The sequence below is a fragment of the Paenibacillus sp. FSL R5-0914 genome (genome assembly GCF_038004525.1).
In the GTDB taxonomy this organism is placed as follows: domain Bacteria; phylum Bacillota; class Bacilli; order Paenibacillales; family Paenibacillaceae; genus Paenibacillus_AQ.
Window position 1 is genome coordinate 442320 of record NZ_JBBORH010000001.1, and the last position, 12824, is coordinate 455143.

General features: G+C 41.1%; 12 protein-coding genes. 7 read left to right on the forward strand and 5 right to left on the reverse strand.

Translation table 11 applies throughout. The features are described from left to right. Positions 1–10 precede the first annotated feature (10 nt). Together MKX60_RS01855 and MKX60_RS01860 are read right to left on the reverse strand one after the other, a co-directional pair. Complete coding sequence (locus tag MKX60_RS01855) at positions 11–760, reverse strand: WecB/TagA/CpsF family glycosyltransferase (protein ID WP_341058967.1); 750 nt, start codon at positions 758–760, stop codon at positions 11–13. Positions 761–838: 78 nt separating this feature from the next. After that, the gene (locus tag MKX60_RS01860) at positions 839–1723 is read right to left on the reverse strand and encodes a nucleotidyltransferase domain-containing protein (RefSeq protein ID WP_076285165.1); all 885 of its coding nucleotides are present in this window, start codon (positions 1721–1723) and stop codon (positions 839–841) included. A 183-nt stretch (positions 1724–1906) separates the two neighbouring features. On the opposite strand from MKX60_RS01860, the gene MKX60_RS01865 reads away from it, so the two are divergent. Then, positions 1907–2956, forward strand: coding sequence for a YncE family protein (locus tag MKX60_RS01865; RefSeq protein WP_341058968.1), 1050 nt, complete (start codon positions 1907–1909; stop codon positions 2954–2956). Between the two features lie 34 nt (positions 2957–2990). On the opposite strand, the gene MKX60_RS01870 is transcribed toward MKX60_RS01865, so the two are convergent. Continuing rightward, positions 2991–4514 carry a DHA2 family efflux MFS transporter permease subunit gene (locus MKX60_RS01870; protein ID WP_042184348.1) on the reverse strand — a complete coding sequence of 508 codons (1524 nt, stop codon included), beginning with the start codon at positions 4512–4514 and terminating at the stop codon, positions 2991–2993. A gap of 193 nt (positions 4515–4707) precedes the next feature. On the opposite strand from MKX60_RS01870, the gene MKX60_RS01875 reads away from it, so the two are divergent. The 5 genes from MKX60_RS01875 (at position 4708) to MKX60_RS01895 (ending at position 10127) form a co-directional block, all read left to right on the forward strand. Further along, positions 4708–5598 carry a TetR/AcrR family transcriptional regulator gene (locus MKX60_RS01875; protein ID WP_341058969.1) on the forward strand — a complete coding sequence of 297 codons (891 nt, stop codon included), beginning with the start codon at positions 4708–4710 and terminating at the stop codon, positions 5596–5598. A gap of 26 nt (positions 5599–5624) precedes the next feature. After that, positions 5625–6314 carry a response regulator transcription factor gene (locus tag MKX60_RS01880; protein ID WP_042193184.1) on the forward strand — a complete coding sequence of 230 codons (690 nt, stop codon included), beginning with the start codon at positions 5625–5627 and terminating at the stop codon, positions 6312–6314. After that, positions 6311–7315, forward strand: a complete 1005-nt coding sequence (locus tag MKX60_RS01885) for a sensor histidine kinase (protein WP_076285162.1) — start codon at positions 6311–6313, stop codon at positions 7313–7315. Before MKX60_RS01880 ends, MKX60_RS01885 begins: the two co-directional genes overlap by 4 nt. A 114-nt stretch (positions 7316–7429) precedes the next feature. Beyond that, positions 7430–8191 (forward strand): ABC transporter ATP-binding protein, encoded by a 762-nt coding sequence (locus MKX60_RS01890; RefSeq protein ID WP_076285161.1) that lies wholly within the window; start codon positions 7430–7432, stop codon positions 8189–8191. After that, positions 8181–10127 carry an ABC transporter permease gene (locus MKX60_RS01895; protein WP_341058970.1) on the forward strand — a complete coding sequence of 649 codons (1947 nt, stop codon included), beginning with the start codon at positions 8181–8183 and terminating at the stop codon, positions 10125–10127. Before MKX60_RS01890 ends, MKX60_RS01895 begins: the two co-directional genes overlap by 11 nt. 58 nt (positions 10128–10185) lie before the next feature. Here MKX60_RS01895 and MKX60_RS01900 read toward each other — a convergent pair whose 3' ends face one another. Both MKX60_RS01900 and MKX60_RS01905 read right to left on the reverse strand, forming a co-directional pair. Beyond that, complete coding sequence (locus MKX60_RS01900) at positions 10186–10731, reverse strand: GNAT family N-acetyltransferase (protein ID WP_341058971.1); 546 nt, start codon at positions 10729–10731, stop codon at positions 10186–10188. 69 nt (positions 10732–10800) lie between these two features. Next, a complete protein-coding gene (locus MKX60_RS01905) occupies positions 10801–11472 on the reverse strand; it encodes an O-methyltransferase (RefSeq protein ID WP_076285158.1) in 672 nt (223 codons plus the stop codon). A gap of 377 nt (positions 11473–11849) precedes the next feature. Here MKX60_RS01905 and MKX60_RS01910 point away from each other — a divergent pair, with 377 nt between their 5' ends. Further along, the gene (locus tag MKX60_RS01910) at positions 11850–12746 is read left to right on the forward strand and encodes a LysR family transcriptional regulator (protein WP_076285157.1); all 897 of its coding nucleotides are present in this window, start codon (positions 11850–11852) and stop codon (positions 12744–12746) included. The last annotated feature ends 78 nt before the right edge of the window (positions 12747–12824 follow it).

A 12824-nucleotide genomic window follows, 5' to 3' on the forward strand; every position in this document is an offset into this window, starting at 1 on the left:
GCCATCTGCCTTATTTCCTAATCATAGCTCGATACACGAATTTAGGAAGAACTGCTTGCCTGCGCCTGCGCGACTTTTGTCCTTTGGCCACAGGTGCGAATAAGAGTCGATGCAGCCACTCCAAATTGAGCTTCTTCCATATCGCAGGGGCTGGAGTCACTTTTCCCGCTATAACATCCAAGCTTCCCCCCACGCCAAACACAACCTTAACCTGAGAAAGCGCCTGTTTATGCTTATAAACCCACTTGTCAGAGTATGGAGCCCCCATCGCGACAATCAGGAAATCTGGCTGTGCGTGCTGAATCTCTGCCACAATGGCCGGTTCCTCTTCTTTAGCAAGAAAACCATTATGTCTTCCGGCAATTTTCACATTCGGATATAGCTCTGTAATCTTTTCGACCGCTTTACAGCTGGTATGCTCATCCGTGCCTAAGAAATAAAAGCTCCAGCCCAGCTTATTCCCTTGTGCGAGCAGCTCAAGAAGTAGTTCATACCCCGTAACTCGTTCAGCTATAGGGTCACCTTTTCTTCTCGATGCCAGCACAATGCCAATCCCATCAGGAGTAATCAAATCTGCCTCATGGAGTATGGTTCGAAGCAGCTCATCCGATTGGCTTGTTATCGTAATTTCCGGGTTCGCCGTAATCAAATGAAATAGCTTCGGTTCTCCGGATTGAATATGTTTTGTTAGATGAAGTGTTGTCTCGTTTAGTGTTAGTTTTGAAAAAGGAACGCCTAATATAGAGACTGTCCCAGCCATTTAATCACCTCTTACTGAAAAGTTCATTCCAGTATACCTTACCGTAATCAAGAAGGATAGTCAGCGTCATTACTCCGTTTATTCATCCAAAAACTTCCACCACTCTATTAACCAAGGTTCATCGATCCCCCGCAGGCGGAATTCCTCCAAAAGTATCTTTCGAAATTGTTTTTCCATTTTGACAAAATTATTGTCCTCCTGGTACATGGGAGCAAAGGATTCATCCTCTCTAAGATAACTCCAAAAATCGCCTGCACACTCCAAAATCTTTCGACCTACGACCGTTTGCTGCGCTACGGGAACAAGCCATTTGTCATAGGGATACGGATAACCTTCAATAGTGATTGCACAGCGTAAAGCCTCTTTATAAAGGGAAACCGCTAAGAACAAGATTGGAAAGGCGTCGCCACGAACTACAGGATTATCTAGACTTCTGGCATAGCTTCTTAGCTGTATGTATGAATTCTTACGAATTTTCATTAGTACTTCAGGTTGGAGTGGAACATAGGAATGGAAAAGTGACTTCAGATCCAGCAGATCGTAGTAAATATAGGACACTGATGCATTCCACAGCCATTCCATATCCCCGCTCATTAAAGCTTCTTTGATATCAGATATTTTATGGAGTGTATAATGCCCTGTCTTCCCACTTGGAAGCCTTAAATCCATAAAAAAACTACTGTGCTCCGGAATCAGCCCTTTTTCCTCGAACCGATGATTAATACTGTTGTAAGACTCATCCTCACAAATAATGATTATATCTACATCCGACTGCCCATCTACCACCCCGAGTGCGGTCGATCCATCTAGGATAATGCTTACCCTCTGACGATCTTCTTGCAATAACGGATGATTCAGGATCTCTTGCGTAATGAACTTTCCAATCTCCTCTAGTAATTCGCGATGAAGTAGCAACTTATCAGGTGTTAGTAAAATATCCGACAATACTGATTTCATCATCATATCCATTAGCCTCCAATCGATCTCAACCCCACTATTAATATAGCGCTTACATTTAATCTCAAATGTAGATTCGGGAATATTATTCTACACTCCGAAGATACATCTTGCAACGATATATGTAGTACCCTTTTGCCTAAGCCTAAATATAATGAAGTATCTATTTACTTGAAAAGGGGTATAAGCATGGCGCAGCCAAAAGTGATTGCTACAGTCCGCTCTGCCGGACCGATCGGAGATATCGAAGTAAATGTCAGCACAAATAGGGTATACTTTGTTAACCCAGACACTGAGGCTGGAACTATCGGGGTACTCGATGGCATAACGAATCGAATTATCGCACGCATCAATGTTGGAAGACTGCCAACACAGCTTGGGATTAACCCCCAAACTAACCGAATCTATGTAACAAATTTTCGTGACGATACGGTTTCTGTTATTAACGGGCGGACAAACCAGGCGATAAAGACTGTGAAAGTGGGCCGCATGCCTGATAATATCGGAGTAAATGTTCGAAAAAATTTGATTTATGTAACTAGCATAGCAGGAATTATATTCGTCATCGATGGGAAAACAAACCAGATCAAAACGAAGATTGAAGTCGGCGGTCGCCCTTCCAGAATCGTTATTAATGAGCTTACAAATCGTATATATGTGACCAATACAATAAAAAATTCCGTCTCCGTCATTAATGGAAATACACAGGCTATCATTGCCACCATAAAAGTCGGTAATAACCCTGTGATACCACCCGCACTTAATGTAATCACAGGCCGCATTTATGTCGCTAATAACTTAAGTCGGTTTCTCTCGGTAATCAACGGCCGCAACAATAAATTGCTGCAAAATGTACAGCTGGGGCGTCTGCAAAGTGAGGTCGTTATCAATCCGCTGACAAACCGTATCTATGTCTCAAGTGCACAAGTTGAAGGTAAAGGAAAGCTATTCGTCATCAATGGAAGTAACAACAAAATCATCACTACAAAGGTTCTGCCTACCTCCTCCAACATAACCATTAATCCGAATACAAATCATTTGTTTGTTGGTAATTTCGATAAGAACCACATGTCCGTTTATAACGCCACCACGTTTAAAAGGCTCGTAAGATTCCCTTTAGTGTCAGGCAGTACTGTGCTAAACCCAGTCACCAATAGAGTTTATGTTGGAGGAAATGATTCCATCACAGTCATTCAGGATGTATCAGAACTTATATTTAAAAAAGGCGCCCACCATTAGGTGGGCGCCTTTCTATATAACAAATCTCGTAGAACTAATGCGTTGTAACCTGCTTAGCAGCTACTTTCTTTGCAGTCACTTTCTCTTCTGCCGTTTCCTTAGGCTGTACACCTCTTTTAATAAAGAAGGCTAGAATAAATGCAATAATCGCTACGCCTACAGATACTAAGAATGCATCATTGATTCCTTCAATAGTAGCTTTCGCAATGACTTGATTTTGTATACCAAGCAATTGGTCTGCCGAAGGTTTAGTCGTTAATTTACTTACAGCATCAGCGACCATATCTTTCACATGTGAAGTGGTACTGTTAGACATAATGGTTACGAGCAGTGCCCCACCTATCGCCCCTGATACTTGCTGAATCGTACTGTTCATCGCTGTACCATGCGGCGTATATTTGGCTGGGATAGAATTCAAACCATTGGTCATAACTGGCATCATCACCATAGAGATCCCGAACATTCTCACAGAATATAGAATCATGAGTGTCGAATATTTAGTCGTTTCAGTCAGATCACTAAAGAAATACGTACTAATCACTACAATCGCTAGACCGATTAGCGCTAATACCTTACCGCCGAATTTGTCGAACAATTTACCTGTGATTGGTGACATAACACCCATAATTAACGCACCAGGCAACATTAGAAGTCCCGAATCCAGTGGTGAAATCCCTCTAATATTTTGCAGGTAAATCGGCATTAGCATCATCGCCGAGAACATTGCCATATTCAGTGTAATCGAAATCGCTGAGGATAAAGCGAACATCGGATATTTGTACACTCTGAAGTTAAGCATAGGCTCCTTCATCTTCATTTGGCGCATAATGAAGATCACTAATCCAATCGCTCCGATAATAAGCGCGGAGTAGACCATTGGATCATCCCATCCTTTGTTCCCAGCAGAACTGAAGCCGTATAGGAGGCCCCCGAAACCAATCGCTGATAGAACTACAGATAAGAAATCAATCTTAATAGCCACATCTTTTTTAGGATCATGCAATTTGAAGAAGGCCAGAATGAACACCAATACGGCGATTGGGGCAATCATAAAGAATAGTACAGGCCATTCATAGTGCTGAATAATCCATCCAGATAATGTAGGTCCGATAGCTGGTGCAAAAATCATAACCAGCCCGAACATCCCCATAGCTGAACCACGTTTCTCAGGTGGAAATGTAGTGAACAATACATTCATTAATAATGGCATCATGATCGCAGCCCCTGAAGCCTGAACCATTCTGGCGATCAGCAACACAGGGAAGCTTGGTGCTAATCCGCCGATAAAGGTTCCTATCGCAAATAATCCAATCGCGATTAAGAACAACCGTCTCGCGGTATACTTTTGAATCAAAAAAGCTGTTGAAGGAATCATGATCCCGTTCACCAGCATATAGCCCGTTGATAGCCACTGTACCGTTGAGGCACTGACATTAAAATCCTTCATAATCGATGGTAAAGCTATATTGAGTAGGGTATTACTCAGTAAAGCAACAAATGCACCAATCATGAGGATTGCCAATATCCCGTAAGACGCTTTACTTTCTTTTGCTTTCATTTTGGAATCCTCCATTCTATAATCATACTAACGGTTCAATTTTGAACTCGTGTTATAATCCAGTGTAGAATATATTACTCCCTTATTTCTCGCTTGGCAAGACAAAAATCATTTAAAATTGAAATTGTATTAAGTGGAAATATACGCTAGTCTATTATTGGAACAAAGAGTTCAGCTTAAAGGGGAACCTCAGATGATAAATAAACGAAAAGAGCAAGTGGTTCATAAAGCGCATGAATTATTTATTGAAAAAGGCTACCACGCCACATCCATTCAGGATATTTTGAATCATAGTCGGATCTCCAAAGGGTCTTTTTATAACTATTTTCCTTCCAAGGGGGATCTTTTTAAGGCTGTATTCACTTCTATTCACATTCAGCTGGAAGAAGGGCGAAATTCACTGCTCATTGGTCAAGATCCTTCTGACATTAAGATATTTGCCGAGCAGATTCAGCTGGTCATGAAAATCAACAAGAAAAATAAATTGTTACAGCTCGTAGAAGATGCTTTGGTCTCCAATGACCCAGACTTAATAACGTTTATCAAAAAAACAAAGTTCAACCTCCTTACCTGGGTACATGAACGTTTCCTTCATATTTTCCCTGAGGATAAGAAACCCTATTTACTGGACGGAGCCATCATTTTTACCGGAATTCTGCAAAATATGCTACAAATCAACAGTGCTATGAATGAAGTCATCACCTCTAAGCAAATCATTGATTATTGCACTACGCTTATCCAAACCATTGTTGAAGAAGTAAGTCAAATGGGCATTCAACTCATCTCACCAGAGCATGTGGGCAAATTATTACCCGCAGCGGAATACAGTGATTTTTTCAATAATGATTTATCCTTTGCGACCATCAGCTTAAAAAAAGTAATAGAGAGATCATTTACAACTGGTGATGCGAACCTCACTAATTATCTAAAGCTGTTATACTTTATCCAGGAAGAAATCATGAACAACAAGGAACCGAGACAGTTCTTAATCGAAAGTGCTCTACTATCCTTAAGGACATGTCCTAATCTAAATGAAGCCAAAGAGTTTAAGCATTATCAGGATGTATTATCTAAAATGCTGTAAAGCTAACTAAAAGTGTGGTGAAGCATTTGTTCAAGCTATTATTAATCGAAGACGATTCAACGCTGTTTAATGAGATCAAGGAGCGACTTACCCAGTGGTCTTATGATGTGTATGGCATTCAGGATTTCAGCAATGTCACGCAGGAATTTATAGAGATCAAACCTGATTTAGTCATCATCGACATCCAATTACCTAAATTTGATGGGTTTCATTGGTGCCGAATGATTCGTTCCCACTCTAACCTTCCGATTATCTTCTTATCATCCCGGGATCACCCTACGGATATGGTAATGTCGATGCAGCTTGGAGCCGATGACTATATTCAAAAGCCCTTCCATTTCGATGTACTCATTGCCAAAGTACAAGCGATTCTTCGGCGCGTCTACAATTACAACACGGATAACCTTGAGCTCAAGACATGGTGTGGAGCAACCGTGGATTATGAGAGAAATGTATTGACGCATGATATGGGATCGATTGAGCTTACGAAAAACGAGATCTTTATATTGAAATTGCTTATTGAGAAAAAAAATAAAATCGTCACCCGCGAGGAATTAATCAATAGCTTGTGGGATGATAAACGTTTTATAAGTGACAACACCCTTACCGTCAACGTAAACCGGCTGCGAAAAAAGCTGGATGAGATAGGCTTGGGTAGTTTCATTGAAACGAAAGTAGGACAAGGGTATATGGCCATCGAAGAGGAAGCACTATGATTAAAAAGTATCTCTTGGAAAGAAGTAGCTGGATCCTACTAGTCCTCTTTACCAATCTTTTTATACTTTTTGTCACCTATATGGATTCATCAATCCCATTCTCTTCAGTTCTCTATCTGGTCTCCTTGTCGATGCTTTTTTTTGTGATGTTCTTAATCCTTCGCTATCCCAGAGAAACCAGGTTCTATAAAAGCTTGGTTGAGCGAGATGATGATCTGGATGTAACGAGTATCGCCACCCCCGAAAGCCCGTTTGAGCATATTATTGAAGAGAGTATTATCAATCAAGCTAAATGGTTAAAACAGGCTGCCTCGAACAATCAAATGACGTTAGAACAGGAAAAAGATGAACTATTATCGTGGATTCATGAAGTGAAGACCCCTCTGACAGCGATGCATCTAATGATGGAGCGAATCGAAGATGATGTAATGAGGAAACATCTGACCTATGAATGGCTGCGTATACATCTTCTGCTGGATCAACAGCTACATCAAAGGCGAATTCCCTTTATCGAAAATGATCTGTATATAGAACATATCGATTTAGAAACGCTTATTTTCGGGGAGATTAAGACGTTGCAATCCTGGTGTATTCAGAAGGGAATCGGCTTTGAGCTGAACTTGGAAGTAGCTGAAGTGCTTAGTGATGCCAAATGGCTGGCTTTTATTATCCGACAACTACTAACCAACGCCGTAAAATATAGTGAGGCTTCAGATATTACAGTGAGTAGCTATCAGCAAGCTGAGCATATCGTTCTTGAGGTGAAGGATGGTGGGCGCGGGATAGATCCAAAGGATCTGCCTCGGATATTTGATAGAGGATTTACTTCCACCACCGTGCATCGCGACAATGCCGCCACAGGTATGGGATTATATTTAGCCAAAAAAGCGGCGCAATCCTTGTTGATCGTCATCGGAGTTGAATCGAGGCCCGGATCAGGGACGACGTTCACTTTAACCTTTCCGCTTAAAAATGAATTCGTGAAGCTCTCAAGCGTGTGACAACAATGTCACATGCTTTTTTATTTTGTTCGGGCAATCGAAGGATAAGAACGGCAAAGCCTTTTATAATAAAGCTATACAAAAAGAACGAGTATAAAAAGGGAGTGAATCATTATGGCAATTCTTGAAGCCACTAAAATTCATAAAAGCTACGGAAATAAATTAAACAAACAATCCGTGTTGAGTGGACTGGATATTTCTATAGAAGAAGGCGAATTTGTTGGGATCATGGGCTCTTCCGGTTCAGGAAAGACCACCCTGCTTAACGTTCTCTCGTCAATTGATCAGATTAGCAACGGATCGATTACCATTGAGGGTACTGAAATTTCTAATATGAAAGAAAAGCAATTAGCTGAATTTCGGAAAAATCATTTAGGATTTATTTTTCAAGAATACAATCTCTTAGATACGCTGACGGTGAAGGAAAACATCCTGTTACCTCTATCCATTACCAACACCCCTAAGAAAATTGCCAATGAGAAATTCGAAAACGTCGCGAGGGAGCTGGGGATTTTAGAGTTGAAAAATAAGTACCCGAATGAAATCTCTGGGGGTCAAAAACAACGCACCTCTGCAGCTAGAGCCTTCATTCATGATCCAAGCATTATTTTTGCTGATGAGCCTACTGGTGCCTTGGATTCTAAATCTGCTTCTGATTTGTTAAACAAGCTGAGTGAACTAAATCAAAGACGAAAAGCAACGATCGTTATGGTTACACATGATCCAGTGGCAGCTAGCTATTGCAGTAGAGTTATTTTTATAAAGGATGGTACGATCTATACGCAATTAAATAAAGGAGAACAATCAAGACAAGTCTTCTTCAACGACATCATAAAAACACAAGGTGTATTGGGTGGTGTGCAGAATGAGCATTAATGTACTGATGCTTCGAAATCTGCGAAAAAACATCAGAAATTACTATCTGTATGTATTTGCTCTCGTTTTTAGCGTGGCCTTATATTTCGCCTTTGTTACGTTGCAATACGATCCCTCGATGGATGCAGTAGAAGGCTCGATCAAAGGTGGCGCAGCAATCAAGGCTGCCTCGGTCTTACTGGTCGCGATTGTATCCATTTTCCTGTTATATGCAAACACTATCTTCATCAAACGCCGGGGAAAAGAAATTGGTCTGTTCCAGTTAATAGGGATGACCAAAAGTAAAATATTCCGAATCCTTTCGGCAGAGAATTTCATCCTATATTTTGGTTCTTTAATTCTAGGAATAGCCGTGGGCTTTTCTATTTCCAAATTAATTCTTATGATTCTTTTTAAAATAATGGGGATCGATGCGATAGCATCCCTTCGTTTTTCTACCCCAGCCCTGGTTCAAACGCTGATCGTATTCTTTGTAATCTATCTTTTGATCATGCTGATGAATTATGGATTTATTAAAAGACAAAGCATTCTATCCTTATTCCGGGTGACCTCAACCACAGAAGGCAACGTGAAAAAGCTGTCCTTCTTTGAAATGATTATAGGGATCGTTGGGATTGGATTGATTCTGCTTGGCTATTCGATTTCATCCCGATTATTTAGCGGAGACTTAACATCAATGACTGAGCTATCTATATCCATGATCACTATTCTGGCTTCAGTTATCATCGGGACTTATCTTTTTTATAAAGGCTCGGTAAGCTTTATCTTTCATCTCATTCGTAAAAAGAAAAACGGGTATCTGAATATTAAAGAGGTGTTGTCTCTCTCCTCCATTATGTTCCGAATGAAATCAAATGCCGTACTGTTAACCATCATTACAACGGTATCAGCTCTGGCGCTGGGTTTATTATCCTTGAGTTATATTTCGTTCTACTCTGCTGAGAAAAGTGCGAAGCTCTATGTTCCGTCAGATTTTATTCTTACGGATATCCAGGATGCTAAACAATTTAAAGAGGCATTAACGACTGAAAATTTGCTGTTTACGGAAAAAATAACCGAAGTCATTCAAGTGGATGTAAATATAGAGAAGCTTCTGGCAGAAAATTCCAAGGCGCTCGGTATGATGTCGAATAATATGACTCTTCCCGTCATCAGTGAAAATTCGCTGGAGGGCATTGATCTATCCCCTGATGAGGCCTATTTTACGAAGACAAGTAGTGCAATGGAGAATCTGATTTCTATGAAGGACCAGGGTGGCATTGAATTCAAGGGACAACATGAAGTCATTCCGCAGTTTTATAAAAGAATTGATATGGAAGCCCCCGTTTTATACAATTTCACAGGTGGTGGCTTACCCCTTGCTATTGTAGACGACACAACCTTTGAACGCTTAAAGAAGGATCTAGATCCAGCCCTTCAAAGAAAGTCCTCTCTTAATATCGGCATCGATATGAAAGAACGGGCAAGCGTTGAGCAGGCTAATGAGCTTTTTCAGAACATGAAATTTGCAAAAGGCCACATAACCGACTCTCAACTGGAGACGATGAACAATCAAAAGCAAACTATGGGACTTATCATGTTTATCGTGGCCTTTCTGGGGTTAACGTTCCTGATTACCTCTGGATGCATTCTTTACTTTAAACAAATGGATGAAAGTGAGAATGAAAAGCCCAACTACACGATCCTCAGAAAGCTTGGTTTCACGCAAGGGGATCTGCTTAGAGGGATTCAGGCGAAACAATTATTTAATTTTGGGATTCCATTAGTCATTGGATTGCTTCACAGTTACTTCGCCGTAAAATCAGGATGGTTCTTCTTCGGTACAGAGCTCATGACACCGATGATTCTGGTGATGCTGCTATACACCGCTTTGTATTCGATTTTTGCAGTGCTATCCGTGTTCTATTATAAAAAGGTAATTAAAGAGTCACTTTAAAAAAAGAGGGGTTCCACAAGCCAGCATGGCTTAGGAACCCCTTGTTGTTATCATACCTCTATCTCCTATCTTCATATTCAATTCTAGTTAACCCGTAGAAGACTATATCCTCGAATTTATCCCATTTTAAAATATGCCGTTTAAATTCCCCTTCAAATCTCATTCCAGCTTTTTTCATAACGTTAGAGGAGGCAGGATTTCTAGTCATTGCCGCTGCCCATATTTTATTTAATGCGAGGTCTTCAAATCCAAAATCAATTAATCGCTTAGCTGCTTCAGTCGCATAGCCATTTCCCCAAAAAGGTCCTCCTACCCAATAAGCAAGCTCACCTCTTTGATGCGATTTGTCTATATTTAGACTCATACAGCCTATTAAGGTATTACTCTCTTTACTAATTAAAGCAAAAGGAAATCCTTCCCCTTCGTCTGCGCTTTTCCTACAGGCACCAATCCAAGATTCAGCCGCTCCATCAGGGTATGGATGAGGAATAGACAGCGTTGTTCTAGCTACTTCTATATCCCCAGCAAGCTCTTGAACTTTACTTGCATCTGTGGATTGAAACGGTCTTAGTATTAACCTTTGTGTTGCAAATGTAGGTTGCATAGAAAGTACCTCTCACTATTGGATTTTCAATAGATTATATTACAATTGTTGGATATTGCAATACATATATCAGCTATTCACAATCCCCAATACGAAACCATCATACCCTTTACTTCCCACTGTCTGAATGGCAGTAGCCGAAATCTTAGGCTCTTCAGCCAACAGATCATAAAATTCCCGTACGCCTACTACACGAGGATCTTTGCTATTCTTGTTAATGATCTCGCCTTCACGAATCACATTATCGCCTATAATCACCGTACCGGGTCGAGAAAATTGAAGCGCCCACTGTAAATAGTTAGGGTTGTTAGGTTTATCAGCATCAATGAATATAAAGTCAAAGGGCTCCACACCCTCCTGTTTCATCTGAGACAATTGCCCCAAAGCATCGCCTATACGAAGTTCTATCAGATCATCTACCTGAGCAAGCGCGAAATTGGCCCCAGCCACCTGAGCATGAGATGGATCTAGCTCTAAGGTAACGATATGTCCGTCAGACGGGAGCGCCCTTGCCATCCAAATTGTACTGTACCCACCCAAAGTGCCAATCTCCAGAATCCGGCGTGCACCTTTCATTTGAACCAATAGGTTAAGGAATTTGCCCTGACTAGGTGAGACATCAAAGGGCGGCAGCCCTGCCTGTTGATTAGCGGACAACACTTCCTCCAGCACGGAGTCCTGCGGAATTAAGCGCTCTGTAATGTACTGATCGACTTTATCCCATGTAGTCGTTTGATTCATATTTATCACTTCTCCTTTGGTTTTAATTACTTTACTGAAAAGAACACTCCAACCCACAATTAGGGATCGTTCGTACCTACGAGGAGTGTTTGGACTTCCGGCCGCTGTTGTCTTCAGATTTCTTTAATTTACTAATTGATAGTGGGTGAAATCCAAAGACAAAGGCGGTCGCTAACGCTCCTACAGTTCCAAACCTCCTCTTCGTTACTCCTTTCCCTAACTAAAGATTTAAGTCCAAAATATAAGTTCATATTCAACTTCAAGTTCAACTTTATACCTGTATTGTAAATCAGTTATAATCATAAATATAATATATCTTTAAAACTAAACTATATATTAAATATATGAATTAAACGATAGCAGATAGGAGCTTAACCATGAATCTACACGCCTTGCGCTTATTCCATGTAATCGCATCGACAGGAAGTGTGACACGCGCCTCCGAAACTTTAAATATCAGTCAGCCTGCGATTACGGCTCAGATCAAGAAATTCGAAAAGGAACTATCCTTCGCCCTATTCAAGCCTCAAGGTAGAGGAATTGCTTTAACGGATGCGGGTGAAGAGCTTGCCCTACTCGCGAAAAGACTGTTCGCTGTCGAACAGCAGATCGAACAATTCACTCAGGATTATGTTAACGGCACGAATGGAAGTATCCGCCTAGCCGCGACGTATTTACCTGCTCATTTCCTTATTCCTACCTGGATCGCAAAGTTCAAGCAACAATATGAGCAAGTGGAAATGGTGATTACTACCACCAATTCAAGCGATGCCCTGAAGCAGCTGTTAAATGTAGACGTGGATATGGCGATTTACGGAGGGATTACCGAAGCCTATCCAGATACGATCCGGACAGAAGAGTTATTTCAGGATGAGTTATGGTTTGTGGTCGCACCCCATCACCCCTATGCGAATCTGCAAATTTCTTTATCCGAAATGATGAAGGAGCCCTTTGTCATGCGTGAGGAAGGGAGTTCGACGAGAGAGAGATTATTATCGTTATGCCGTACATATAATACGCCAGCTCCCACGATCTCTTTGCAATTTAACGGACTTCATGAAGCGATTCAAGCCGTTATCGCCGGGTATGGCGCCAACTTCGTCTCTTCACTCGTTGTTCGCGAATATGTTGAACGTGGAGAGTTATGCCGAGTTTATGTTGAAGGCATACATCTGAAGAACAGCATTGCGATCTGTACGCGAAAAAATGAACCATTATCCGCCTCAGCGGCAAACCTTATTCAAATGATTCGCCAAAATCCTTATACGATGTAGCATTTTTTAAAAAAAGACTGCTTACTAGGCTGACTATATCCAGCCCGGAGAGCAGTCCTTGTAAGTACCGGCTTTATT

What these genes read in the sequence shown, in the direction of transcription:
- MKX60_RS01900 (WP_341058971.1), bottom strand. Translation starts at nt 10,731, where the DNA reads ATGCAACCTACATTTGCAACACAAAGGTTAATACTAAGACCGTTTCAA.
- MKX60_RS01855 (WP_341058967.1), bottom strand. Translation starts at nt 760, where the DNA reads ATGGCTGGGACAGTCTCTATATTAGGCGTTCCTTTTTCAAAACTAACA.
- MKX60_RS01895 (WP_341058970.1), top strand. Translation starts at nt 8,181, where the DNA reads ATGAGCATTAATGTACTGATGCTTCGAAATCTGCGAAAAAACATCAGA.
- MKX60_RS01890 (WP_076285161.1), top strand. Translation starts at nt 7,430, where the DNA reads ATGGCAATTCTTGAAGCCACTAAAATTCATAAAAGCTACGGAAATAAA.
- MKX60_RS01885 (WP_076285162.1), top strand. Translation starts at nt 6,311, where the DNA reads ATGATTAAAAAGTATCTCTTGGAAAGAAGTAGCTGGATCCTACTAGTC.
- MKX60_RS01860 (WP_076285165.1), bottom strand. Translation starts at nt 1,723, where the DNA reads ATGATGATGAAATCAGTATTGTCGGATATTTTACTAACACCTGATAAG.
- MKX60_RS01865 (WP_341058968.1), top strand. Translation starts at nt 1,907, where the DNA reads ATGGCGCAGCCAAAAGTGATTGCTACAGTCCGCTCTGCCGGACCGATC.
- MKX60_RS01875 (WP_341058969.1), top strand. Translation starts at nt 4,708, where the DNA reads ATGATAAATAAACGAAAAGAGCAAGTGGTTCATAAAGCGCATGAATTA.
- MKX60_RS01905 (WP_076285158.1), bottom strand. Translation starts at nt 11,472, where the DNA reads ATGAATCAAACGACTACATGGGATAAAGTCGATCAGTACATTACAGAG.
- MKX60_RS01910 (WP_076285157.1), top strand. Translation starts at nt 11,850, where the DNA reads ATGAATCTACACGCCTTGCGCTTATTCCATGTAATCGCATCGACAGGA.
- MKX60_RS01870 (WP_042184348.1), bottom strand. Translation starts at nt 4,514, where the DNA reads ATGAAAGCAAAAGAAAGTAAAGCGTCTTACGGGATATTGGCAATCCTC.